Below are 24,390 nucleotides of genomic sequence, written 5' to 3'. Positions count from 1 at the left end.
CTCAGCCCTCCGCGGGGGCGAGGCGCTTGAGCTCGGCCTCGGTCGACTTCAGCAGGTCGTTCCAGGACGCCTCGAACTTCTCGACGCCCTCCTCCTCGAGCAGCCGCACCACGTCGTCGTACTTGATCCCGAGCTTCTCCACGGCGTCGAGGTCGGCGCGGGCCTGCTCGTACGTGCCGGCGACGGTGTCACCGGTGATCTCGCCGTGGTCCTCGGTGGCCAGCAGGGTGGCCTCCGGCATGGTGTTGACCGTGTTCGGCGCGACCAGCTCGGTGACGTACATGGTGTCCTGGTACGCCTTGTCCTTCACGCCGGTGGAGGCCCACAGCGGACGCTGCTTGTTGGCGCCCGCCTTCTCCAGCGCCTGCCAGCGCTCGGAGGAGAAGACCTCCTCGTAGGCCTGGTAGGCCAGGCGGGCGTTGGCGATGGCGGCCTTGCCGCGCAGCGCCTTGGCCTCGTCGGTGCCCAGCGCGTCGATCCGCTTGTCGATCTCGGTGTCGACGCGGGAGACGAAGAAGGACGCCACGGAGTGGATCTGCGACAGGTCCAGACCCTTCTCCTTGGCCTTCTCCAGGCCGGTGAGGTAGGCGTCCATCACCTTGCGGTAGCGCTCCAGCGAGAAGATCAGCGTGACGTTGACGCTGATGCCCGTGGCGATCGTCTCGGCGATGGCCGGCAGACCCGCCTCGGTGGCCGGGATCTTGATGAGCGTGTTGGGCCGGTCCACCAGCCAGGCCAGCTGCTTGGCTTCGGCGACCGTGGCCCGGGTGTTGTGCGCCAGACGGGGGTCGACCTCGATCGACACCCGGCCGTCCTTGCCTCCGGTGGCGTCGAAGACCGGGCGCAGGATGTCGGCGGCGTCCCGGACGTCCGCCGTGGTGATCATGCGAATGGCCTCTTCGACCGTCACCTCGCGGGCGGCGAGGTCGGCGAGCTGCTGGTCGTAGCCGTCGCCCTCGGAGATCGCCTTCTGGAAGATCGTCGGGTTGGTGGTGACGCCCACGACGTGCTGCTGGTCGATCAGCTCGGCGAGGTTGCCGGACGTGATCCGCTTGCGCGACAGGTCGTCCAGCCAGATCGCGACGCCTTCCTCGGAGAGGCGCTTGAGTGCGTCTGTCATGGAAATTCCATCTCCTACGTGTCGTATATGAGCGTCAGCGCTGGGCTGCGGCGATCGATTCCCGGGCGACGGCGGCCACATTCTCCGCGGTGAAGCCGTACTCCCGGAAGAGCACCTTGCCGTCGGCGGACGCGCCGAAGTGCTCCAGGGAAACGATGCGGCCGGCGTCTCCCACGTACTTGTGCCACGTCAGGCCCACTCCGGCCTCGACCGCGACACGTGCCTTGACGGACGGCGGCAGGACGCTGTCCCGGTACCCCTGGTCCTGCTCCTCGAACCACTCCACCGACGGCATCGACACGACCCGGGTGGGCACCCCGGCGGCCTGGAGCTGCTCACGGGCCTCAACGGCCACATGCACCTCGGAACCCGTCGCGATGAGGATCACCTCGGGCACTGCGTTCTGCCCTTCCGGCCCTTCGGCCTCGAACAGCACGTAACCACCGCGCGCCGCGTCCTCGTTGGGCTCGTACGTCGGCACCCCCTGGCGGGTCAGCGCCAGACCGTGCGGCTGCCCCTTGCCGTACTCCTTCGTCCAGCGGCGCAGGATCTCCCGCCAGGCGATCGCGGTCTCGTTGGCGTCGGCCGGGCGCACGATGTTCAGGCCCGGGATGGCGCGCAGCGAGGCCAGGTGCTCGACCGGCTGGTGGGTGGGGCCGTCCTCGCCCAGGCCGATGGAGTCGTGCGTCCACACGTACGTCACCGGCAGGTGCATCAGGGCCGACAGGCGCACCGCGTTGCGCATGTAGTCGGAGAACACCAGGAAGGTGCCGCCGTAGACGCGGGTGTTGCCGTGCAGGGTGATGCCGTTCAGCTCCGCGGCCATGGCGTGCTCGCGGATGCCGAAGTGGATCGTGCGGCCGTACGGGTCCGCCTCCGGCAGCGGGTTGTCCGCCGGGAGGAACGACGACGTCTTGTCGATCGTGGTGTTGTTCGAACCGGCCAGGTCGGCCGAGCCGCCCCACAGCTCCGGGATCACGGCGCCCAGCGCCTGGAGCACCTTGCCGGACGCGGCCCGCGTGGCGACCGCCTTGCCGGGCTCGAAGACCGGGACCTTCTCCTCCCAGCCCTGGGGAAGTTCCCCGGCGGCGATCCGGTCGTACTCGGCGGCCCGCTCGGGGTTGTTGTCCCGCCACTGCTGGAACGCCTTGTCCCACACGGCCCGCGCGGCCTGGCCCCGCTCGATCGCCTTGCGGGTGTGGGCGATCACCTCGTCGGCGACCTCGAAGGTCTGCTCCGGGTCGAAGCCCAGCACCCGCTTGGTGGCCGCGACCTCGTCCTCGCCCAGGGCCGAGCCGTGCGCGGCCTCGGTGTTCTGCGCGTTCGGGGCGGGCCAGGCGATGATCGACCGCATCGCGATGAAGGACGGCCTGTCGGTGACCGCCTTGGCCTGCTGGATCGCCGCGTAGATCGCGGCCGGGTCCAGGTCGCCGTTCTCCTTCGGCTCCACGCGCTGCACGTGCCAGCCGTAGGATTCGTACCGCTTGACCGTGTCCTCGGAGACGGCCGTCTCGGTGTCGCCCTCGATCGAGATGTGGTTGTCGTCCCACAGCAGGATCAGGTTGCCCAGCTTCTGGTGGCCCGCGAGGGAGGACGCCTCGGCGGAGATGCCCTCCTGCAGGCAGCCGTCACCGGCGATGCAGTAGATGAAGTGGTCGAACGGGGACTCGCCCTCGGGCGCGTCCGGGTCGAACAGGCCGCGCTCGTAGCGGGCCGCCATCGCCATGCCCACGGCGTTGGCGACACCCTGGCCCAGCGGACCGGTGGTCGTCTCCACCCCCACGGTGTGGCCGTACTCCGGGTGACCCGGGGTCTTCGACCCCCACGTCCGGAAGGACTTCAGGTCGTCCAGCTCCAGGCCGAAGCCGGCCAGGTACAGCTGGGTGTAGAGGGTCAGGGACGAGTGGCCGGCGGACAGCACGAAACGGTCGCGTCCGACCCAGTTCGCGTCCGAGGGGTCGTGCCGCATCACCTTCTGGAAGAGGGTGTAGGCGGCAGGCGCCAGGCTCATCGCCGTACCCGGATGGCCGTTGCCGACCTTCTGTACGGCGTCGGCGGCCAGGACGCGCGCGGTGTCGACGGCCCGCTGGTCCAACTCGGTCCACTCGAGGTCTGTGGTGGTCGGCTTGGTGCTCACCCTGGGTCAGGGCTCCTCTCCACATGTTCGTCATGCCGGTGTATCGGGGCGCCCACCGGCCGGAGCCGAGCCTACCCCCGTACGACGTGCCTACTTCCGGGTCGTTCCAGACTGCGGGCACGGATTCGCATCCGCCTGCTGACTTGGCCGTATCGCACTCGACAGGTGAATACGCAACCGCTCATCCGGGTGCTCAACCGAGCCGGAAAGCGCACGTCGGGGCGTGCGCTCCAACACGACCCGACCCCCGCGAATGTCCCGGTCTGGGCAACGTCTACAGTGGCGTGGTACGCGCGAGCCTTGACCGCCCATTCACACGGGGGAGGCTCGCTGGGATGTCTCTGTAGGGGTGTGCGTGACGGCCGTTGAATCCCGTCCAGCGGGGGTAATCGGGACGAGCCATAGCCCGGCCCACCGGCCGTTCGGGGCCCGTGTCAAGGGGTTCGTGGCGCTGACCAAGCCGCGGATCATCGAGCTGCTGCTCATCACCACCGTGCCGGTGATGTTCCTGGCCGAGCAGGGCGTGCCCGACCTGAAGCTGGTGCTGCTCACCTGTATCGGCGGCTACCTGTCCGCGGGCGGCGCCAACGCGCTCAACATGTACATCGACCGGGACATCGACGCCCTGATGGACCGCACCTCGCAGCGCCCGCTGGTCACCGGCATGGTCGGCCCGCGCGAGTGCCTGGTCTTCGGCATCAGCCTCGCGGTCGTCTCGACGCTGCTGTTCGGCCTCACCGTCAACTGGCTCTCGGCCTGGCTCTCCCTCGGCGCGCTCCTCTTCTACGTCGTCGTCTACACGATGATCCTCAAGCGCCGCACCTCGCAGAACATCGTCTGGGGCGGCATCGCCGGCTGTATGCCGGTGCTGATCGGCTGGACGGCCGTGAAGGACTCCCTGTCCTGGGCCCCGGTCATCCTGTTCCTGGTGATCTTCTTCTGGACGCCCCCGCACTACTGGCCGCTGTCCATGAAGGTCAAGGACGACTACGCGCGCGTGGGCGTGCCGATGCTGCCGGTGATGGCCTCCAACAAGGTCGTCGCCAAGCAGATCGTGATCTACAGCTGGGTCATGGTCGCCGTCTCCCTGCTGCTCACCCCGCTCGGCTACACCGGCTGGTTCTACACCGCGGTCGCGCTGGCGGCGGGCGGCTGGTGGCTGTGGGAGGCGCACGCCCTGCAGAACCGCGCGAAGGCCGAGGTCACCGGCGCGAAGCTGAAGGAGATGCGGCTGTTCCACTGGTCCATCACCTATGTGTCGCTGCTGTTCGTGGCGGTGGCGGTGGACCCCTTCCTGCGCTGACGCACGTCACAGGGGCCTGCTCTCGCCAGTCGATCTACTCGTGAGTAGCATCCTGGTATGGCAGACACGCAGCAGGTTGACGAGCGCAAGGTGACCCGCCTCGCCAAGCGGATCAGCTCCTTCTCCAAGGCGCACGGCGGCGCCGAGGGCCAGATCGCCCACCTCGGCGAGCGCGGCGCCCGCATCGTCCTCGTCGGCGCGGACGGCGGCTGGGGAGACCTGGTGGCCCCCTCGTACGAGCTCGCCGAGAAGGCGGTGGAGAAGGCCGGCATCACCCGCCACGAGACCTTCGACGGCGAGTTCGCGGCCAAGGTGCAGACCGGCCCGTACGAGTGGAAGCGGATGGCGGGCATCCAGCTCGGCGGCTGAGCGGCGCCCGTCAGGGCCGCGGGGCCGCATCCATGTGCGGCTCCGCCGCGCGCGCGGCCCCGGCGGCCGCACCCCACGCACCTCGCGCGCGATCCGGCGCCACCTCAACCCCGCTTCACCCGTTAGGACGGGTAGGCAGCGCACTGTCCACGCGGGGAGGCCCGGATGATCGCAACGCCGTCCCTGGTGGACCAGTACTGCCACGGAGTGCTCCGCACCGAACTGGGCCTCGGCACCTTCGAGGCCCAGCTGGCCCGCACCGAAGGCCCACCCGCCCCCGGCACCACCCTCTTCGACACCCAGACCGGCTTCGCCGTCCGCCGCTGGTGCCCGCCCCTGCTGGGCCTGGAGCCGCACTGCACCCCCGCCCGCTACCTGGCCAGACGCCGTGAACTCGGCGTGCTGGAGGCGGGCCGCCGGCTGCTGCGCGGCAGCGGCATCACCACCTACCTGGTCGACACGGGCCTGCCCGGTGACCTCACCGGCCCCGCCGAGCTGGCCTCGGCCGGGGGCGCCGAGGCCCATGAGATCGTGCGGCTGGAGCTGCTGGCCGAGCAGGTCGCCGACACCTCCGGCACCGTCGAGTCGTTCCTCGCCAACCTCGCCGAGTCCGTGCACGGCGCCGCCGCGCACGCCGTGGCCTTCACCTCCGTCGCCGGCGTACGGCACGGCCTGGCGCTGGCGCCGGAGCCACCCGGGCCGGGGGAGGTACGCGGAGCGGCCGGCCGCTGGCTGGCGGACCGCAGCGTCGGCGGAGAGCTCAGCGACCCGGTCCTGCTGCGGCACCTGCTGTGGATCGCCGTCGCCTCGGGCCTGCCCCTCCAGCTGCACGCGGGGCTCGCCGCACCCGGCCTGCGCATCGACCGTACCGACCCGGTCCTGCTCACGGACTTCGTCCGGGCCACGGCCGGGCTGGGCACCGACCTGATCCTGCTGCACGGCTACCCCTACCACCGCCAGGCCGCCCACCTCGCGGGCGTCTTCCCGCACGTCTACGTCGACGCGGGCGCCGCGCTGCTACGCACCGGGGCCCGGGCCGCGACCGTCCTCGCGGAGATCCTGGAACTGGCCCCCTTCGGCAAGATCCTCTTCTCCAGCGGCGCGCAGGGCCTGCCGGAGCTGCACGTGGTGGGGGCGCGGCTGTTCCGCGAGGCGCTGGGGCGGGTGCTCGGCACCTGGGTCGCCGAGGGGGCGTGGTCCCTGGCGGACGCCCAGCGAGTGGCGGGCATGCTGGCGTCGGGCAACGCCGAGCGGGTCTACGGGCTGGCCCCCGCGCCGTCGTGAGGCCCGCCTCGCAGGCCTACGCCTTGGTCAGGCTCGCCTCGGTCACCTGACCGGGCAGGCCGGCCACCGCCTCCGGCCGCTCCCGCAGCGCGAGCACCAGCCGCAGCACCCAGATCCACATCACGGCGGAGCCCAGCATGTGCAGGCCGACCAGGATCTCGGGCAGGTCCGTGAAGTACTGCACGTACCCGAGGACGCCCTGGGCGAGCAGGACCAGGAACAGCTCACGGGTCCGGCTCAGCGGGCCCTTCGGCGCGTCCACCGCCTTCAGCACGAACCACAGCGCGAACGTCAGCGTCACCACGACCCAGGCCAGCACGGCGTGCACCTTGGCGACGGTCTCCCAGTCGACCGGCATCCGCTCGACCTCGCTGGAGTCACCCGCGTGCGGCCCGGCCCCGGTGACGACCGTGCCGACCAGGATCAGCAGCACGGCCGCCGCGACCAGGAACCACACCAGCTGCTGCACGGCCTTGCCGACCAGCGGACGGGGCGCCGCGTCGCCCTCCCGGGTGCGCTGCCACATCACCGTGGCGACCGCGATCAGCGCCGAGGTCGCCACGAAGTGCGCCGCGACCGTGTACGGGTTGAGGCCGACCAGGACCACGATCCCGCCGAGCACCGCGTTGCTCATCACGATCCAGAACTGCGCCCAGCCCAGCCGGGTCAGGCCGCGCCGGTACGGCTTCTGCGAGCGCGCGGCGATGATCGCCCAGCCGACGGCCGCGCACAGCACGTACGTCAGCATGCGGTTGCCGAACTCGATCGCGCCGTGGAAGCCCATCGCGCTGGTCGCGGTGAGCGAGTCGTCGGTGCACTTGGGCCAGGTCGGGCAGCCCAGGCCCGAGCCCGTGAGCCGTACGGCTCCGCCGGTGACCACGATGACCACCGACATCACGAGCGCGGACAGGGCCGCCCGCTGGACGGTCCTCGGGTGCGGGGTCCAGCGTGCGGCGATGAAGGCGAGAGGGTTGCGCAGGGCCGCCACGGCGTCGGCGCGGGTCAGGTTCGGCACGCGGTCCATGGTAGGCCGCCGCTTGTGCACGCTTTCACGAGGGTCCGCCACGGCCGCTACTCCCAGCGGAAGAACGCGCCGGCCGCCGCCAGGGCCGCGACCGCCCAGACGGCCAGGATCCCCAGGTCGCCCCAGGGCAGGCCGGCGCCGTGCTGGAGCACGTCCCGCAGGCCGTCGGAGAGCGCGGAGACCGGCAGCAGACCCAGCACGTCCCGCACCCCGTCCGGGAACTTGTCCAGCGGGACGATCACCCCGCCGCCCACCAGCAGCAGCAGGAACACCAGGTTGGCCGCCGCCAGCGTGGCCTCCGCCTTCAGCGTGCCCGCCATCAGCAGCCCCAGCCCGGAGAAGGCGGCCGTGCCCACGACGAGGAGGAGCAGGACGGCGAAGGGGTTCCCGTGCGGCGACCAGCCCAGCGCGAAGGCGATCGCCGTCAGCAGGACCACCTGCAGGACCTCCGTGACCAGCACGGACGCCGTCTTCGCGGTCATCAGGCCCCAGCGGGGCAGCGGCGAGGAGGCCAGCCGCTTCAGCACCCCGTACCGGCGTTCGAAACCCGTGGCGATGGCCTGACCGGTGAAGGCCGTCGACATCACGGCCAGCGCCAGGATGCCGGGCGTGAGGAAGTCCACCGCCTCGCCCGCGCCCGTGTCGACGATGTCGACCGTGCTGAACAGCACCAGCAGCAGGGTCGGGATCACGACCGTCAGCAGCAGCTGCTCGCCGTTGCGCAGCAGCATCCTCGTCTCGAGGGCGGCCTGCGCCGCGATCATGCGGGGGAGGGGCGCAGCGCCGGGCTTCGGCGTGTACATCCCGGTACCGGTGGCGGTCACGAACGCAGCTCCTTACCGGTCAGCTCCAGGCTGTGCCTTCCCGGGGGGCGACCCCCGGACCCCCGGCCGGTCTCCGTGCGGGCCGGAATCATGAACGCAACTCCTTACCGGTCAGCTCCAAGAACACGTCCTCGAGCGTGTGCCGTTCGACCGAGATCCTGTCGGGCATCACCCCGTGCTGGGCGCACCAGGACGTGACGGTGGCCAGCAGTTGCGGGTCGACCTTGCCGGTCACCCGGTACGAGCCCGGCGTCAGCTCGGCGGCCGAGCAGTCGGCGGGCAGCGCCTTGAGCAGGGAACCCACGTCCAATCCGGGGCGGCCGGTGAAGCGCAGGGTGTTCTCGGCGCCGCCGCGGCACAGCTCCTCGGGGGAGCCCTGGGCGATGACCCGGCCCGCGTCGATGATCGCCACGTCGTCGGCGAGCTGCTCGGCCTCGTCCATGTGGTGGGTGGTGAGGATCACCGAGACGCCGTCGGCGCGCAGATCCCGGACCAGGTCCCAGGTGGCGCGGCGGGCCTGCGGGTCGAGGCCGGCGGTCGGCTCGTCCAGGAACACCAGCTCCGGGCGCCCCACCACGGCCATCGCCAGCGCGAGCCGCTGCTGCTGCCCGCCCGACAGCCGCCGGTACGCCGTACGGCCGCACGAGCCGAGCCCGAGCCGCTCGATCAGCGCGTCCACGTCCAGCGGGTGCGCGTGCAGCTTGGCGACATGGCGGAGCATCTCGTCCGCGCGGGCGCCCGAGTAGACGCCCCCGGACTGGAGCATCACGCCGATCCGCGGGCGCAGTGCGGCGGACTGGCTCACCGGGTCGAGGCCCAGGACGCGTACCGTGCCGGAGTCCGGCTCGCGGTACCCCTCGCAGGTCTCGACCGTGGTCGTCTTGCCCGCCCCGTTGGGGCCGAGCACGGCGGTCACGCCCTGGCGGGCCACCAGGTCGAGCCCGTCCACCGCGGTCTTCGTACCGTACCGCTTCACCAGGGCCTGGACCTGGACCACGGGCTCACTTCGCATGGATGCGAGTCTAGGTACCGGCCCGCGGCCCGGGGCGGGGGGGTTGGTGATGCCCCTGCCTGAGCCGACTCGGTGGGTGACGCCACCGCCGGACCAGGCGTGTCCGCGCCGACACGGCCGCGGATCATCGTTGACTGGCCCTGTGACGACACTGCTGGCCAAAGTACTGCCGCTGGCTCTGGGAGCCGCGGTCAGCCCGACTCTCTTCGTGGCGGCCGTCGTGCTGCTGTCGGATCCGGTCCGGGCGCGTCGGCGGGCGGGCGCGTTCGCTGTGGGGGCCGCAGTTCCGCTGGCTGTCATCGGGGCGGCCGGGCTCGTCCTCTTCCGTGGCACCCGCGGACAGGGGCATGTCAGGATCTCGCCGGTCGTCGACCTCGTCTTCGGCCTGCTCCTGCTCCTGCTGGCCGTGCGCGCCGCGCTCGTACCGGCGCGCACGGAACACCGCCGCAGGCACCGCGCCGTGACGAGCCCGGCGGCCTGCGCCGCGCTCGGGGCGGGCCTGATGGCGGTGAACTTCTCCAGCCTGGCGCTGTTCGTGCCCGCGGTGAAGGAGATCGCCCTCAGCGCCTCCGTGTCGACGGCCGACCAGGTGGTCGTCCTGGCGATCGCCGTGGTGCTGGCGCTGCTCGCGGTGCTCGTGCCGCTCGTGCTGTACCTGATCGCCCCCGCCCAGGCGCAATCGGTGCTCACCCCGCTGCTGGCCGCGGCGAAACGGCACAGCCGCGCCATCGGCATGGCCATCTGCCTGGCCTTCGGCGTCTATCTGGTCGTCAAGGGCGCCGTTCGCCTGAGCTGAACCGCGGCAGCACCGGCCGAGACGGTCACCGTGGCCCAGCGGGCCCGGAGCTGACCTCCGGCCGCTGCCGCGCATCCCGGGACCCGCCACCGGCGGCATTGGGCTGTCTGGGTGAACCGGTCATATCCGCCCCATTGTGATCTTCTGACGATGCTTCACTGGCCGTGGTCCGCACAGGTCGGGCAGCGGACGCCTTCTGGAGTCCAGGGAAAGGCAGTTGACTGATGCTCAGACACGTTCTGCTCTCACGGATGAGGGCCGCGGCCGGCCTCGTCGCCTTCGGGTTGCTGGGCGCGGCCCTCGTCGCCCTCCCGGCCCCGCGCGCGGCCGCCCAGCCCGTCGTCGGTCCGGCACTGTTCGACGACTTCGACTACACCGGCTACCTCGATCCGCAACTCACCCAGCACGGCTGGACCCTGCGGTCCGGCCAGGGCGGCCCGGGTGTGCCCGGTGCCACGTGGAGGCCGCAGAACATCACCTTCGCCACCGTGTCCGGAAACTCGATCATGACGATGCGCTCCGGCACCAACGGCACGGCGGCCGGCACCGAGCACACCGAGATCTACCAGCAGCGCAAGTTCCTCCACGGCACCTATGCCGCACGGGTCCAGTTCAGCGACGTGCCGATCTACGGCCCGGACGGCGACCGCATGGTGCAGACGTTCTTCACCATCTCGCCGCTGGCCTACCCGATGGACCCGTCCTACAGCGAACTCGACTTCGAGTACCTGCCCAACGGGGGGTGGGGCATCCCCGGCAGCGCACTGCTCGCGACCTCCTGGGAGACCTACTCGGAGGACCCGCCCCAGGAGGAGAACGTCAGCACCCAGGAGCGCGCGAGCTTCGCCGGATGGCACGACCTGGTCATCACGGTCGACAGCACCGCCGTGACCTACTTCATCGACGGCCGGGTGTTCGCCACGCACAGCGAGCCGTACCTGCCCGAGTCGACGATGAGCATCCGCTTCAACCACTGGCTGATCAATCTGCTGGGGATCAGCAGCCGGAAGACACGCGCGTACGAGCAGAAGGTCGACTACGTGTACTTCGCCCAGGACCAGGTGCTCAGCCCGTCCGAGGTGCAGGCCGTCGTCGCCGACTACCGGACGCGGGGGGTGACCTTCGAGGACACCGTCTGAACCACCCCGTACCGGGCGCAGCGGCTCACGGCGGGACAGCCGCCCCGCCCGGGGGACTGATCGGCAACCGGGCGGTGAAGGTGGTGCCGTTTCCCTCCCGGGAGTCGACGGTCATCTCGCCGCCGTGGTTCTCCACGATCGTCCGGACGATGGTGAGGCCGAGACCGGTGCCCGGAATGGCCGACTCCGTAGCGTTCGACGCGCGGAAGAACCGCTGGAAGAGCTTCTCCTGCTCGGCCGCCGGGATGCCGATGCCGGTGTCGCTGACGCTCAGGACCGCCTGGCCGTCCCGGGCCTCGGCACGTACGGTGACCTTGCCGCCCCGCGGGGTGAACTTCACTGCGTTGGACAGCAGGTTCATCAGGACCCGGTCGAGCTGGTCGCTGTCCGCCTCCAGCACCAGGGGCCGGCGGGGACAGTGCGTCTCCACGCCGACGCAGGCAGCGTCGGCCGCCGGCCGGATCGCGTCGGTGGCCGACGCGACGAGGCGGCACAGATCGACCGGTTCCTTCCGGGAGCCGAACGCCCCCGACTCGATACGGGACAGGGTCAGCAGATCCTCGATGAGCGCCCGCAGGCGGTTGGCATTGCGGTCGACGACGTCGAGCATGCGCAGCTGAGGCGGGGTGAGCGGACCGGTCTCCTCGTCCTTCAGCAACTCGATGTACCCCACGATGCTGGTCAGCGGAGTGCGCAGCTCGTGCGAGACGGTGGACAGGAAGTCGCTCTTGGCCTTGTCCAGGGCACGCAGCTTCTCCACCAGAGTCGACTCCTGCTCGTACAGCAGGGCGGTGTGCAGGGCCCGGCCGAGGCCGCTGGCCATGGACTCGGCGATCTCGATGTCCACCTGTCGCCAGGGGCGGTCCGCGCTGGTACGCGCCACAGCCACGGCACCGATCGGTTCCTCTCCCACGCCGATGGGCGTGATCACCACCGAGTCCAGCCTCATCGCTGCGGCGGCGGTGCGGTTCTCGACGGGCATGCCGTCCCTCCCGAAGGAGCCGGGGGCGCCCGGCATCGGCGTGGCGTCGGACACATAGCGGGGCATGTCGGTGATCAGCCAGACCGTGCCCCGCCGGTAGTGGTCGCGGACCACGTCCGCCGGCAGCGTCGGAGTGCTCCTCCCCTCGTCCTCCGGCAGCAGGCCCCGCTCCGCGGACCACACCCGGACCACGGGAAACGCCGAGCCGTCGTCCTCGGCGAGGAGGATGAAGACGTAGTCGGCGGCCAGGACCTCACCGATACCCGTGCACGCGGTGTCGAGGACGTAGTCGACGTCGAGCCGGTCCCTGATCCGGATGCCGGTCTCCCGGGCGGCCTGGGACAGCCTGCGGCGCTCCTGCTCCACGGCGCGCAGCCGGCCGCTCTCGTCCGCGAGCGCGTTCACCGCCCTCGCCACCGCCCTGATCTCGCTCGGGCCCGCCTCCCGCGCGCGTGCCGAGTGCTCGCCGGAGGCCAGCCGGCCCAGGGTCGCGGCGGTGCTCTGCAGCGGTCCGGTCAGGGCGCGGGTGGTGTGCACCGCCGTGAACAGGGCCAGCACCCCGCCCGCCGCCAGGAGGATGCCGATGGCCACGGTGCTGCCGTCGAGGAACCTGTCGGCTCCGTCCTCCAGCCGCTGCATGTCGCGGGTGAGCCGTGCCTCGAGCCGCTGGTTGGCGCTGTCGAAGTCCGCGAGCCGCGGGCCGGCCTCGGCGGTCAGCCGGCGAGCGTCGGCGCTGCCGGGGCTGCTGTTCGCCTGCTGGTCGGCGAGCCGCACGTAGACACGCAGGCGCCGTTCCTGCGCCGCGAGGTCGGGGAGGGCCCAGGCGGGAGCGACCCGGCGCGCGTGGGCCAGGGTGGCGAAGGGCTCGTCGCGCATCTGGCGGTAGCTGCTGCGCGCGGCCGCGTCACCGGTGAGCAGATAGGTGCGCACGGCACGGTTCATGCGGGTCACCTGGTCGCGCACCCGGACGTTCTCGCGGAGTACCGGCTGCAGCCGGTAGCTCCGGGTGTGCATGTCGTCCGCCACCCGGGACATCGCCAGTGCCCCTGCTCCCACGACCAGGAGCACAGCGATCAGCAGGCCGAAGGCCAGGCTGAGGCGTCGTGCCACGGACGCGTCACGTCGTGCGGTGGTGATCCTCACAGCCCATCACCGCCCTTCCGGTCCGGCTGGGGCGGGCCGAATCCGCTGCGTTGCATCGAGCCCCACACCTGCGGCGCCCTGTGCAGCGCGTCCCACATGCCGCGCAACCGCCACCAAGCCGTGAACTGGCGGTAGCCCAGGTTCTCGACGATCGTGCCGACGAGGACGCCCCACACGTCCCGCCACCGTGAGAAGCGGTGGTAGGCGTACTCCTCGACCGCGACCGACACCAGCCCGACGATCACCGCGTAGGCGTAGGCGGCGAGCAGGAAACGCCACAGGAAGCCGGCGTTGACCGCGCCGATCAGCACGCTCAGCGGCACCAGCACCAGACCGGAGAGTTCCACCAGGGGGGCGATCAGCTCGAAGAGCACGTAGAACGGCATGGCCACCAGCCCGACGCGGCCGTAGCGTGGGTTGCCGATCATGCGGCGGTGTTTGAGCAGGATCTCCGTCAGACCCCGCTGCCACCGGCGCCGCTGGCGCCCGAGGACCCGCAGCGTGGCGGGCGCCTCGCTCCAGGAGATCGGCTCGGTGACGAAGACGATGCGGTAGTCGCGATGACGGCGGCCCTGCTCGCGCAGGTGCCGGTGGAGGCGTACGACCAGTTCCGCGTCCTCGCCGATGCAGTCCGGGTCCATGCCGCCGACCGCCACCACCGCGTCCCGCCGGAACAGGCCGAAGGCACCGGCGATGATCAGCAGTCCGCCCACCTTGGACCAGCCGGTACGGCCGAGGAAGAAACCGCGCAGGTACTCGACGACCTGCGCACGTCCGAGCGGGTCCCTGGGGACGTGCACGTCGACCACGCGCCCGGCCTCGACGGTGCAGCCGTTGGCGATGCCGACCACACCCCCTGTCGCCACCACCCGCAGCGGGTCGTCGCTGAACGGTTTGGCGACGGAGAGCAGGGACTGGGAGTCCAGGATGGAGTCGGCGTCCACCATGCACACCAGCGGGTAGCGGGCCAGGTTGATCCCGACGTTGAGCGCGTCGGCCTTGCCGCCGTTCTCCTTGCGGGCCACCACCACGGGCACCGGACCTCCCCTCGGCAGGTGCAGGGACGTGACCTTGCCCCGCATGGGGACGTCCTCGGGGACGACGTGGTCCACCTCGGCGAGGTCGAAGGCCTCGACCAGGGCGTCGAGCGTGCCGTCGGTGGAGCCGTCGTCGACGACGATGACCTCGAACACCGGGTAGTGCAGCAGCAGCATGGCCCGCACGGCGTCCGTGATGCCCGCCGCCTCGTTGTACGCGGGCATGATCACCGAGATCGGAGGGGTGAACGGGCTGGCGGCGGCGTCCTCGTAGCCGGCGAACGGTGACCGGCGCATCCTCCTGACGAGCTCGGCGAGGGCGAGGACGATCAGCACCAGATAGCCGGTGTTGATGGCCAGGAAGTACAGGATGATGCCGGTGTCGCACACCGCGATCAGGCCGTGCAGCGTGCCGAGCACCCCGTCCCACATCTCGACGTGTGCCGCGTGCATCGGGCCGTCCGCCCCCGTACTCACAGGGCCACCTCCACCAGGACGTCCTGGCGGGTGCCGCCGACGGCCGCCTCCGCGAGGACGGCCCGGGCCTGGGCGGCGGCCCGCACGCCCGAACGGCCGTCGGCGGCCTCACGCAGCGCCGCCGCACCGGCCGGGCCGAGCCGCAGCAGCGCTCGCGCCGCGGTGCCTGCCACATGCGGGTCGGCGTCACCGAGCACCTCCGCCAGCGGGTCTGTCGCCGCCGTGGCTCCCAGACTGCCCAGCGCCCCGGCGGCCACGATGCGCAGGGCGTAGGGCTCACCGGGCCGGATGGCCGCCAGCAGCGGCTCCAGGCCGTCGGGCATGCCCAGCCTGCCCAGGGCGCGCGCCGCGCGGATCCGGACCTCGGTCTCGGGATCCTCCCGCAGCGCACGGACGATGCCGGGGGTCTGGGTGATCGCGCCGGTGACCCCCAGAACTTCGACGGCCACGGCCCGGGCCAGGGGCGCCGGGTCCCGCAGCCCCGCAGCGGCGCCGGGCCACGCGTCCGGGCCGAGGGCGGCCAGCGCGGCGGTGACCACCGCGGGCGGCACGGTGCGCGCCCCGTGCAGGCAGGCCAGCAGGCGCGGTACGGCCACGGGGTCACCGATACGGCCCAGCGCCCGCGCCGCGGTCAGCCGCACCTCCCGGTCCGGGTCGTCGAGCAGGCGGCACAGCGACGGGGCCGCCGGGCGGTGGCGCAGCTGACCGAGCACCTGCGCGGCGCGCCCCCGTCGGACCGCGCTGCGGCTGCGCAGCCGGGCGACGGCGTCCGCCGGGGATCCGCGCCGCTCGTACAGCAGGACCAGGGTCGTGCGCGCTCGTCCGGAGACCTTGCCGAGCATCGACGCGACGGTCGGTTCCAGCGCCTTCCACGTCCGCTTGTCGACACGTGTGATGCGGTCCAGCAACGCGCTCTGCTCGTCCTCCGCCGCGCACAGCAGTTCCAGGAGCAGAGCACGCACCGGCGCCGCGATCCGCCGGCGTCGGTTCTGCCGGTAGGTGCGCACGCTGCGGATTCCCGTGATCAGCAGGCTCAGGGCCAGCGCGAGGGCCAGCAGGTACACCAGGGCCTGTGTCACCAAGCCGAGCGAGATCACCGCTCTACCCGGCTGAGCATCGCGGTGACGCGGCTGGACAGCTCCCGAGGGCTGAACGGCTTGACGATGTAGTCGTCGGCGCCCGCGGCGAAGCCGAGCTCGACGTCTCCCTCCTGGGACCGCGCGGTGATCAGGATGACGGGGAGCGAGGCGGTGTCGGGGGCCGCGCGCACCGCGCGGCAGATGTCCAGTCCCGACATCCCCGGCATCCGGATGTCGAGGAGCACGAGATCGAAAGGCCGCTCCCGCACCGCTCGAAGCGCGGCCATGCCGTCCTCCACTGCCGTCACCTCATGACCGCTCTGCACCAACTTGAATGCCACGAGGTCCCGGATGTCGGCGTCGTCGTCGGCTATCAGGACACGAGCCATCAGTCCTCCTGCTGCGATACGGAGCTCCGGTAGGAGGTGAGCAGTCGTGCCACCGCCGCCTGCCGGAACGGCTTGGCCAGCAGGTCGTCCGCCGGGAGTGGGACCAGGTCGTCCCGGTCGAGCACGGAGGAGACGACGACGTGGCAGCGCTTCGTCCGCTCGTCCGCTCGCAGTCTGCGGATGACCTCCCGCCCGTCGATCCCGGGCAGCAACACGTCCACGATCGCCACGTCCGGAGGGTCGGCGAACGCCAGGTCCAGCCCTTCCTCGCCCGAGGCGGCGATTCTCACGCTGCAGCCCAGCGCGGTGAGGTGCCGCTTCAGCAGGTCGCTGACGTCGTGTTCGTCCTCGATGACGAGGACGTGGACGAATCCGTGCGGAGAGTTCATCGCATTCCCGGCGGATGAGGGCATGTATCTAGAAAGTATGATCTCTGCGGCATTCTCGCCACATGAGCCCCACCGCTCACAGGCGTGCGCCTCCTGCCGGCCCGAGGCGCCGAAGATCGTTTCCGCAGGTCAATTAGGTCTGCCTAAGTGACGTACGGCACCGCCGGGCGGTTCGGGGGCGGCTTGCCCGGGTCGGCGGAATTACGCAACAATGACGTTGTGAAAAACGTCGGCGCGGCTCCTGAGGAACTCGCGACCGGGGAGCGGTCCACCCGCAACCGGGTCGCGCGGTCCGTCCTGGACCACGGCCCGTCGACCGTCGCCGAACTCGCCGAGCGGCTGGGACTCACCCAGGCGGCCGTGCGCCGGCACCTCGACGCCCTGGTGGCCGACGGTGTCGTCGAAGCGCGGGAGCGCCGGGTGTACGGCACGCGCACGCGCGGCCGGCCGGCCAAGGTGTTCGCGCTGACGGACTGCGGACGGGACGCCTTCGACCAGTCCTACGACAAGCTCGCGACGGACGCGCTGCGCTGGATCGCCCAGCAGGAGGGCGGGGAGCAGGCGGTCGCCGCCTTCGCCCGGGCCCGGGTCCGCGCCCAGGCGCAGGCGTACCGCAAGGCGATCGAGGCGGCCACCCCGGAGACGCGGACAGAGGCGCTGGCCAGGGCCCTGAGCGCGGACGGGTACGCTGCTACGGCGCGCAGCGCGCCGCACCCGCAGAAGGGCGAGCAGCTCTGCCAGCACCACTGCCCGGTCGCCCACGTCGCCGAACAGTTCCCGCAGCTGTGCGAGGCCGAGACGGAATTTTTCGCCGAGCTCCTCGGTACGCATGTGCAGCGGCTGGCGACCATCGCGCACGGCGACGGCGTCTGCACGACGTTCATCCCCAAGACTTCCACGACTGATCACCACAGCCAGAACGCATCTGCAAGCACGGCCGGGAGGAACCCCGCATGACTCTCCCCACGGAGACTGCCCACCCTGAGCTCGAGGGCCTGGGCAAGTACGAATACGGCTGGGCCGACCGGGACGAGGCCGGTGCGTCGGCGCGTCGCGGCCTGAACGAGGACGTCGTCCGGGACATCTCCGCCAAGAAGGACGAGCCGGAGTGGATGACCAAGCTCCGCCTCAAGGGCCTGCGCCTGTTCGAGAAGAAGCCCATGCCCAACTGGGGCTCGGACCTGTCGGGCATCGACTTCGACAACATCAAGTACTTCGTGCGGTCCACGGAGAAGCAGGCGGAGTCCTGGGAGGACCTGCCCGAGGACATCAAGAACACCTACGACAAGCTGGGCATCCCCGAGGCCGAGAAGAAGCGCCTCGTCGCCGGTGTCGCCGCCCAGTACGAGTCGGAGGTCGTCTACCACCAGATCCGCGAGGACCTGGAGGAGCAGGGCGTCATCTTCCTGGACACCGACACGGCCCTGAAGGAGCACCCGGAGCTCTTCAAGGAGTACTTCGGCACGGTCATCCCGGCCGGCGACAACAAGTTCGCCGCGCTGAACACGGCCGTGTGGTCGGGCGGTTCCTTCATCTACGTGCCGAAGGGCGTGCACGTGGAGATCCCGCTCCAGGCCTACTTCCGCATCAACACGGAGAACATGGGCCAGTTCGAGCGGACCCTGATCATCGTCGACGAGGGCGCCTACGTGCACTACGTCGAGGGTTGTACGGCCCCGATCTACAAGTCGGACTCGCTGCACAGCGCGGTCGTCGAGATCATCGTCAAGAAGAACGCCCGCTGCCGCTACACGACCATCCAGAACTGGTCGAACAACGTCTACAACCTGGTCACCAAGCGCGCCGTCGCCTACGAGGGCGCCACCATGGAGTGGATCGACGGCAACATCGGCTCCAAGGTGACGATGAAGTACCCGGCCGTCTACCTGATGGGCGAGCACGCCAAGGGCGAGACCCTCTCCATCGCCTTCGCGGGCGAGGGCCAGCACCAGGACGCGGGCGCCAAGATGGTCCACATGGCCCCCAACACGTCCTCGAACATCGTCTCCAAGTCGGTGGCGCGCGGCGGTGGCCGTACCTCCTACCGCGGTCTGATCGAGATCGGCGAGGGCGCCCCCGGCTCCAAGTCCAACGTGCTGTGCGACGCGCTGCTCGTCGACACGATCTCCCGGTCCGACACCTACCCCTACGTGGACGTCCGTGAGGACGACGTGTCCATGGGCCACGAGGCGACCGTCTCCAAGGTCTCCGAGGACCAGCTCTTCTACCTGATGAGCCGCGGCCTGTCCGAGGACGAGGCGATGGCGATGATCGTGCGCGGCTTCGTCGAGCCGATCGCCAAGGAGCTGCCCATGGAGTACGCGCTGGAGCTCAACCGGCTGATCGAGCTGCAGATGGAGGGCGCGGTCGGCTGACCCCCACCCTCGCCCGCACACGTCTTACTCAGGAAAGAGAGCACTACGACAGCCATGGCTGAGGCCCAGAACTCCCCCACTCTCGGCTCCGCTCGAGCGGGGGGACCCCCACCCGTGGGGTCCACCACCGCGGGCTCGATCGCGGTCGCCGCGGAGTCGACCGTCGTCTCGCGGATGAGCGCGCCCCCCTCGTTCGACGTGACGGACTTCCCGGTCCCGCACGGCCGCGAGGAGGAGTGGCGGTTCACCCCCCTGGAGCGCCTGCGCGGCCTGCACGACGGCTCCGCCGTCGCCACCGGCGACGGTGTGAAGGTCGACGTCCAGGCCCCCGAGGGCGTCACCGTCGAGACCGTGGGCCGCGACGACGCGCGGCTGGGCAAGGCGGGCACCCCGGTGGACCGCGTCGCCGCCCAGGCCTACTCGGCCTTCGAGAAGGCCTCGGTCGTGACCGTGCCGAAGGAGACCGTGCTCACCGAGCCGATCCGCATCGCGGTGCACGGCGAGGGCGGGGTCGCCTTCGGCCACCAGGTGATCGAGCTGGGCGCCTTCGCCGAGGCCGTCGTCGTCATCGACCACACCGGTGACGCGGTGCTCGCCGCCAACGTCGACTACCTGCTGGGCGACGGCGCCAAGCTGACCGTCGTCTCCGTCCAGGACTGGGACGACAAGGCCGTGCACGCGGCCCAGCACAACGCCCTCGTCGGCCGGGACGCCTCCTTCAAGTCGATCATCGTCACCTTCGGCGGCGACCTGGTCCGGCTGCACCCGCGCGTGACCTACGCCGGCCCCGGCGGCGAGGTCGAGATGTTCGGCCTGTACTTCACCGACCAGGGCCAGCACCAGGAACACCGGCTCTTCGTCGACCACAACGTCCCGCACTGCAAGTCGAACGTCGTCTACAAGGGCGCGCTCCAGGGCGACAGCGCGCACGCGGTGTGGATCGGCGACGTGCTCATCGAGGCCAAGGCCGAGGGCACCGACACGTACGAGATGAACCGCAACCTGGTCCTCACGGACGGGGCGCGCGTGGACTCCGTACCCAACCTGGAGATCGAGACCGGCGAGATCGTCGGCGCCGGCCACGCCTCCGCGACCGGCCGCTTCGACGACGAGCAGCTCTTCTACCTGATGGCCCGCGGCATCCCGGAGCACGAGGCCCGCCGCCTGGTGGTCCGCGGCTTCTTCGCCGAACTGGTCCAGCAGATCGGCGTCCCGGACATCGAGGAGCGCCTGATCACCAAGATCGAGGAGGAGCTGGAGGCGTCGGTCGCATGACCGCATTCGTACGCGTCTGCGGGCTGAGCGAGCTGGAGGAGGACACCCCGAAGCGGGTGGAACTCGACGGCACGCCCCTGTCCATCGTGCAGACCGAGGGCGAGGTGTTCGCGATCCACGACATCTGCTCGCACGCGAACGTCTCGCTGTCGGAGGGCGAGGTCGACGACTGCCACATCGAGTGCTGGCTGCACGGCTCGCGCTTCGACCTGCGCTCCGGCAAACCCGACGCCCTTCCGGCGACGCGCCCCGTCCCCGTATACCCCGTAAAGATCGAAGGGGACGACGTGCTCGTCTCCCTCACCCAGGAGTCCTGAGGCACCCATGGCAACGCTTGAAATCCGAGACCTGCACGTCACCGTCGAGGCCGACAACGCCACGAAGGAGATCCTCAAGGGCGTCGACCTCACCGTGAAGCAGGGCGAGACGCACGCCATCATGGGCCCCAACGGCTCGGGCAAGTCGACCCTCGCCTACTCCCTCGCGGGTCACCCCAAGTACACGATCACCGGCGGCACCGTCACCCTCGACGGCGAGGACGTCCTGGAGATGTCCGTCGACGAGCGCGCCCGCGCCGGCCTGTTCCTCGCCATGCAGTACCCGGTCGAGGTCCCGGGCGTGTCGGTGAGCAACTTCCTGCGCACCTCCGCCACCGCCATCCGCGGCGAGGCCCCCAAGCTGCGCACCTGGGTGAAGGAGGTCAAGGAGGCCATGGAGCGCCTCAACATGGACCCCTCCTTCGCCGAGCGCAACGTCAACGAGGGCTTCTCCGGCGGTGAGAAGAAGCGGCACGAGATCCTCCAGCTGGAGCTGCTCAAGCCGAAGATCGCGATCCTCGACGAGACCGACTCCGGCCTCGACGTCGACGCGCTGCGCGTCGTCTCCGAGGGCGTCAACCGCGTCCGCGAGACCGGCGAGGTCGGCACCCTGCTGATCACGCACTACACGCGCATTCTGCGCTACATCAAGCCCGACCACGTGCACGTGTTCGCCGGCGGCAGGATCGTCGAGTCCGGCGGCCCCGAGCTCGCGGACAAGCTGGAGAACGAGGGCTACGAGGCATACACGAAGGGTGGCGCATCCGCGTGACACAGCTGCCGGGCCTCCTCGACACCGAGGCACTCCGCAAGGACTTCCCGATCCTGGATCGCGTCCTCCACGACGGGAAGAAGCTCGTCTACCTCGACAACGCGGCGACCTCGCAGACTCCTCGCCAGGTTCTCGACGTCCTCGCCGAGTACTACGAGCAGCACAACGCCAACGTCCACCGCGGTGTGCACGTCCTCGCCGAGGAGGCCACGGCGCTGTACGAGGGCGCGCGGGACAAGGTCGCCGCGTTCATCAACGCGCCCAGCCGCGACGAGGTGATCTTCACCAAGAACGCCTCCGAGTCGCTCAACCTCGTGGCGAACATGCTGGGCTGGGCCGACGAGCCCTACCGCGTGGACTCCGAGACCGAGATCGTCATCACGGAGATGGAGCACCACTCCAACATCGTGCCGTGGCAGCTGCTCGCGCAGCGCACGGGCGCGAAGCTGAAGTGGTTCGGCCTCACCGACGACGGCCGGCTGGACCTGTCCGACATCGAGGAGATCATCACCGAGAAGACGAAGATCGTCTCCTTCGTGCTGGTCTCCAACATTCTGGGCACCCTCAACCCGGTCGAGGCGATCGTGCGCCGCGCCCAGGAGGTCGGCGCCCTGGTCTGCGTCGACGCCTCCCAGGCCGCGCCGCACATGCCGCTGGACGTGCAGGCCCTGCAGGCCGACTTCGTGGCCTTCACCGGCCACAAGATGTGCGGCCCGACCGGGATCGGCGTGCTGTGGGGCCGCCAGGAGCTCCTGGAGGACCTGCCCCCCTTCCTCGGCGGCGGCGAGATGATCGAGACCGTGTCGATGCACTCGTCGACGTACGCCCCCGCCCCGCACAAGTTCGAGGCGGGCACGCCCCCGATCGCCCAGGCGGTCGGGCTCGGCGCGGCGATCGACTACCTGAACTCGATCGGCATGGACAAGATCCTCGCCCACGAGCACGCGCTCACCGAGTACGCGGTCAAGCGGCTGTCGGAAGTCCCCGACCTCAGGATCATCGGCCCCACCACGGCCGAGGACCGCGGCGCGGCCATCTCCTTCACGCTGGGCGACATCCACCCGCACGACGTGGGCCAGGTCCTCGACGAGCAGGGCATCGCCGTGCGGGTCGGCCACCACTGCGCGCGGCCGGTCTGCCTGCGCTACGGAATTCCGGCGACCACGCGAGCGTCGTTCTATCTGTACTCCACGCCGGCTGAGATCGACGCACTGGTCGAGGGGCTGGAGCACGTACGGAACTTCTTCGGCTGAAGGGCTGGTCGTGAAGCTTGACTCGATGTACCAGGACGTCATCCTGGACCACTACAAGAACCCGCACGGGCGTGGTCTTCGGGATGGCGACGCCGAGGTGCACCACGTGAACCCGACGTGCGGCGACGAGATCACGCTGCGCGTCAAGTACGACGGCACGACCATCGCCGACGTCTCGTACGAGGGACAGGGCTGCTCCATCAGCCAGGCTTCGGCCTCCGTGCTGAACGAGCTGCTGGTCGGCAAGGACCTGGCCGAGGCGCAGAAGATCCAGGAGACGTTCCTGGAGCTGATGCAGTCCAAGGGCCGGATCGAGCCCGACGACGCGATGGAGGACGTCCTGGAGGACGCGGTCGCGTTCGCCGGGGTCTCGAAGTACCCGGCACGGGTGAAGTGCGCCCTGCTGAGCTGGATGGCGTGGAAGGACGCGACCGCCCAGGCCCTCGAAAGGAAGACGGCATGACCGACACCGCTGAGATGAAGCCGGTCTCGGAGGAGGAACTCCGCGAGGCCCTGATGGACGTCGTCGACCCCGAACTGGGCATCGACGTCGTCAACCTCGGCCTGATCTACGGCATCCACATCGACGACGCGAACATCGCCACCGTCGACATGACCCTGACCTCCGCGGCCTGCCCGCTGACGGACGTCATCGAGGACCAGGCCAAGTCCGCCACGGACGGCCTGGTCAAGGAGCTCCGCATCAACTGGGTCTGGATGCCGCCGTGGGGCCCGGACAAGATCACGGACGACGGCCGCGAGCAGCTTCGGGCACTCGGGTTCAACGTCTGAGACACCCCGGGTGACAACGGTCTGAGCCACCCTGCGTGAAGGAAACGGCGGCGCCCCGCGGGCGTCGCCGTTTCGCGTGCTCAGCCCAGTCCCGCCACCACCCGGAACGCCGAGTCCGCCTGGTACAGGGGCGTGTTCTGGTACGGGTCCAGACGGATCTGGAAGTTCTGGTGGCGCAGGAAGCGGCCCCGGTAGTTCACCGACTCCAGCATGACCGCGCCGGAGTGGAAGGGGGAGGGGCGGGGGCAGAAGGTGGCGTCCTGGCGGAACAGGGCGGAGCCGTCGTCGCGGTCCTTGACCAGGACGAAGCTGCGGTGGCGCAGGTACCTGCCGTCCGCGGTGGCGAAGGAGGAGCACGAGGAGTCGGCGAGGCCGGCCACCCGCCGGAAGGTGGCGTCCTCGCGCTGCTCCGAGCCGGAGCCGATCTGGTCCAGGCGCACAGAGCCGTCGCTCACGTGCCAGTAGCGGTCCGGGTAGTTGACCGAGCGCAGCGAGATCGCGGTGGAAGCGGGCTTGTGGGCCGGCGCCGAGCTGGGGGCCGGCGCGGGCGGCTCGGGATGCTTCGAGGGCGCCTCGGGCGTCGTCTGCCGGTCGCTGGGGGTGGGTGCGGCCGTGCTGGGACTCGGGGACGTGCGGGTCTTCTTGCCGCCGGGGGCCGCGGTGCGGTCCTGGGTGGGGCTGGGGAAGGAGATCAGGCCCGGCACCGTCGCGGCGGGACCGGACGGCAGGGACTTGGTCGAGGGCGCCTCGGAACGGTCCTCCAGCAGGGCTATGGACGTCAGGCAGGCGGCGACCGTGGCCACGGCCAGGGCACCCGCCAGCCACAGTCGTCGGGTTCCCGGGGCACGGGTGGTGTCCGGGACCCAGCCGCTCTCCCAAGGTCGGTCGAGAGAAGGCGGGGACGCGTTGTCTGGCATGCACTGTTCCTTCGGCGGGGCGCCCGTGACGGCGGGAAAGCGGGGGCACCCGGTGGGTGATCGCAGACACCGTAGTGGAAGCGAGGGCTTCCGGTCAGTCGTTTGATGAGAGCGATTTCTGAGCGTGACGACGGGCCGTCCGTGCCCCCGCACCGCCCCCGCTCTGTACGGAAGACCCAAGGTGA

24 protein-coding genes are annotated in these 24,390 nt (G+C 70.5%); 13 read left to right on the top strand and 11 right to left on the bottom strand.

Features of this window, described 5'->3' with window-relative positions; translation table 11 throughout:
- Window position 1: 1 nt before the first annotated feature.
- Both tal and tkt read right to left on the bottom strand, forming a co-directional pair.
- Complete coding sequence (gene tal / locus AB0K80_RS09310) at window positions 2-1,120, bottom strand: transaldolase (protein WP_365667482.1); 1,119 nt, start codon at window positions 1,118-1,120, stop codon at window positions 2-4.
- A 34-nt stretch (window positions 1,121-1,154) separates the two neighbouring features.
- A complete protein-coding gene (gene tkt, locus AB0K80_RS09305; protein WP_365667480.1) occupies window positions 1,155-3,257 on the bottom strand; it encodes a transketolase in 2,103 nt (700 codons plus the stop codon).
- Between the two features lie 349 nt (window positions 3,258-3,606).
- Here tkt and AB0K80_RS09300 point away from each other — a divergent pair, with 349 nt between their 5' ends.
- From AB0K80_RS09300 to AB0K80_RS09290, 3 genes are all read left to right on the top strand, one after another.
- Complete coding sequence (locus AB0K80_RS09300) at window positions 3,607-4,560, top strand: heme o synthase (protein WP_365667478.1); 954 nt, start codon at window positions 3,607-3,609, stop codon at window positions 4,558-4,560.
- Between the two features lie 57 nt (window positions 4,561-4,617).
- Window positions 4,618-4,929 carry a hypothetical protein gene (locus AB0K80_RS09295; RefSeq protein WP_365667476.1) on the top strand — a complete coding sequence of 104 codons (312 nt, stop codon included), beginning with the start codon at window positions 4,618-4,620 and terminating at the stop codon, window positions 4,927-4,929.
- 165 nt (window positions 4,930-5,094) lie between these two features.
- Window positions 5,095-6,213, top strand: a complete 1,119-nt coding sequence (locus tag AB0K80_RS09290; protein WP_365667474.1) for an amidohydrolase family protein — start codon at window positions 5,095-5,097, stop codon at window positions 6,211-6,213.
- A gap of 16 nt (window positions 6,214-6,229) precedes the next feature.
- Here the strand turns inward: AB0K80_RS09290 and AB0K80_RS09285 are convergent, their stop codons facing one another.
- The 3 genes from AB0K80_RS09285 to AB0K80_RS09275 form a co-directional block, all read right to left on the bottom strand.
- Entirely contained in the window at window positions 6,230-7,237 is a 1,008-nt protein-coding gene (locus AB0K80_RS09285) for a COX15/CtaA family protein (protein WP_365667473.1), read from the bottom strand.
- 47 nt (window positions 7,238-7,284) lie between these two features.
- Window positions 7,285-8,040, bottom strand: coding sequence for an ABC transporter permease (locus AB0K80_RS09280; RefSeq protein ID WP_365667921.1), 756 nt, complete (start codon window positions 8,038-8,040; stop codon window positions 7,285-7,287).
- A gap of 109 nt (window positions 8,041-8,149) precedes the next feature.
- Window positions 8,150-9,073, bottom strand: a complete 924-nt coding sequence (locus AB0K80_RS09275; RefSeq protein WP_365667471.1) for an ABC transporter ATP-binding protein — start codon at window positions 9,071-9,073, stop codon at window positions 8,150-8,152.
- A 142-nt stretch (window positions 9,074-9,215) separates the two neighbouring features.
- Here AB0K80_RS09275 and AB0K80_RS09270 point away from each other — a divergent pair, with 142 nt between their 5' ends.
- A complete protein-coding gene (locus AB0K80_RS09270) occupies window positions 9,216-9,869 on the top strand; it encodes a GAP family protein (RefSeq protein WP_365667469.1) in 654 nt (217 codons plus the stop codon).
- Between the two features lie 224 nt (window positions 9,870-10,093).
- Window positions 10,094-11,008: a glycoside hydrolase family 16 protein gene (locus AB0K80_RS09265; protein WP_365667467.1), complete on the top strand. Its 915-nt coding sequence runs from the start codon at window positions 10,094-10,096 to the stop codon at window positions 11,006-11,008.
- A 25-nt stretch (window positions 11,009-11,033) separates the two neighbouring features.
- On the opposite strand, the gene AB0K80_RS09260 is transcribed toward AB0K80_RS09265, so the two are convergent.
- Genes AB0K80_RS09260 through AB0K80_RS09240 form a run of 5 tightly spaced genes read right to left on the bottom strand, consistent with a single transcriptional unit; the run spans window position 11,034 to window position 16,504 of the window.
- Window positions 11,034-13,100: an ATP-binding protein gene (locus AB0K80_RS09260; RefSeq protein WP_365667465.1), complete on the bottom strand. Its 2,067-nt coding sequence runs from the start codon at window positions 13,098-13,100 to the stop codon at window positions 11,034-11,036.
- A 29-nt stretch (window positions 13,101-13,129) separates the two neighbouring features.
- Window positions 13,130-14,647, bottom strand: coding sequence for a glycosyltransferase (locus AB0K80_RS09255; RefSeq protein ID WP_365667464.1), 1,518 nt, complete (start codon window positions 14,645-14,647; stop codon window positions 13,130-13,132).
- On the bottom strand, window positions 14,644-15,726 hold the full coding sequence (locus AB0K80_RS09250; RefSeq protein ID WP_365667462.1) for a HEAT repeat domain-containing protein: 1,083 nt from the start codon (window positions 15,724-15,726) through the stop codon (window positions 14,644-14,646). Before AB0K80_RS09250 ends, AB0K80_RS09255 begins: the two co-directional genes overlap by 4 nt.
- Before the next feature lie 14 nt (window positions 15,727-15,740).
- Entirely contained in the window at window positions 15,741-16,115 is a 375-nt protein-coding gene (locus AB0K80_RS09245) for a response regulator (RefSeq protein ID WP_365667460.1), read from the bottom strand.
- A complete protein-coding gene (locus AB0K80_RS09240) occupies window positions 16,115-16,504 on the bottom strand; it encodes a response regulator (protein ID WP_365667458.1) in 390 nt (129 codons plus the stop codon). Before AB0K80_RS09240 ends, AB0K80_RS09245 begins: the two co-directional genes overlap by 1 nt.
- A gap of 219 nt (window positions 16,505-16,723) precedes the next feature.
- Here AB0K80_RS09240 and AB0K80_RS09235 point away from each other — a divergent pair, with 219 nt between their 5' ends.
- Genes AB0K80_RS09235 through AB0K80_RS09200 form a run of 8 tightly spaced genes read left to right on the top strand, consistent with a single transcriptional unit; the run spans window position 16,724 to window position 23,288 of the window.
- Window positions 16,724-17,461, top strand: coding sequence for an ArsR family transcriptional regulator (locus AB0K80_RS09235; protein ID WP_365667456.1), 738 nt, complete (start codon window positions 16,724-16,726; stop codon window positions 17,459-17,461).
- Window positions 17,458-18,879 carry a Fe-S cluster assembly protein SufB gene (sufB, locus tag AB0K80_RS09230; RefSeq protein WP_365667454.1) on the top strand — a complete coding sequence of 474 codons (1,422 nt, stop codon included), beginning with the start codon at window positions 17,458-17,460 and terminating at the stop codon, window positions 18,877-18,879. The genes AB0K80_RS09235 and sufB overlap by 4 nt, the downstream gene beginning before the upstream one ends.
- 54 nt (window positions 18,880-18,933) lie before the next feature.
- Complete coding sequence (sufD, locus tag AB0K80_RS09225) at window positions 18,934-20,154, top strand: Fe-S cluster assembly protein SufD (protein WP_365667452.1); 1,221 nt, start codon at window positions 18,934-18,936, stop codon at window positions 20,152-20,154.
- The gene (locus AB0K80_RS09220) at window positions 20,151-20,471 is read left to right on the top strand and encodes a non-heme iron oxygenase ferredoxin subunit (protein ID WP_365667450.1); all 321 of its coding nucleotides are present in this window, start codon (window positions 20,151-20,153) and stop codon (window positions 20,469-20,471) included. The genes sufD and AB0K80_RS09220 overlap by 4 nt, the downstream gene beginning before the upstream one ends.
- A gap of 7 nt (window positions 20,472-20,478) precedes the next feature.
- Window positions 20,479-21,243 carry a Fe-S cluster assembly ATPase SufC gene (gene sufC / locus AB0K80_RS09215; RefSeq protein ID WP_365667448.1) on the top strand — a complete coding sequence of 255 codons (765 nt, stop codon included), beginning with the start codon at window positions 20,479-20,481 and terminating at the stop codon, window positions 21,241-21,243.
- Window positions 21,240-22,496: a cysteine desulfurase gene (locus tag AB0K80_RS09210; RefSeq protein ID WP_365667446.1), complete on the top strand. Its 1,257-nt coding sequence runs from the start codon at window positions 21,240-21,242 to the stop codon at window positions 22,494-22,496. The genes sufC and AB0K80_RS09210 overlap by 4 nt, the downstream gene beginning before the upstream one ends.
- Window positions 22,497-22,506: 10 nt before the next feature.
- Window positions 22,507-22,959, top strand: a complete 453-nt coding sequence (gene sufU / locus AB0K80_RS09205) for a Fe-S cluster assembly sulfur transfer protein SufU (protein WP_365667444.1) — start codon at window positions 22,507-22,509, stop codon at window positions 22,957-22,959.
- Window positions 22,956-23,288 (top strand): metal-sulfur cluster assembly factor, encoded by a 333-nt coding sequence (locus AB0K80_RS09200; RefSeq protein WP_365667443.1) that lies wholly within the window; start codon window positions 22,956-22,958, stop codon window positions 23,286-23,288. Before sufU ends, AB0K80_RS09200 begins: the two co-directional genes overlap by 4 nt.
- An 80-nt stretch (window positions 23,289-23,368) precedes the next feature.
- On the opposite strand, the gene AB0K80_RS09195 is transcribed toward AB0K80_RS09200, so the two are convergent.
- Window positions 23,369-24,205 (bottom strand): AbfB domain-containing protein, encoded by an 837-nt coding sequence (locus AB0K80_RS09195; protein WP_365667441.1) that lies wholly within the window; start codon window positions 24,203-24,205, stop codon window positions 23,369-23,371.
- Window positions 24,206-24,390 lie beyond the last annotated feature (185 nt).

The sequence above is a fragment of the Streptomyces sp. NPDC052682 genome, from assembly GCF_040678435.1.
In the GTDB taxonomy this organism is placed as follows: domain Bacteria; phylum Actinomycetota; class Actinomycetes; order Streptomycetales; family Streptomycetaceae; genus Streptomyces.
The sequence above is the reverse complement of the archived record's forward strand: the minus strand, read 5'-3'. Positions and strand labels throughout refer to the sequence as shown.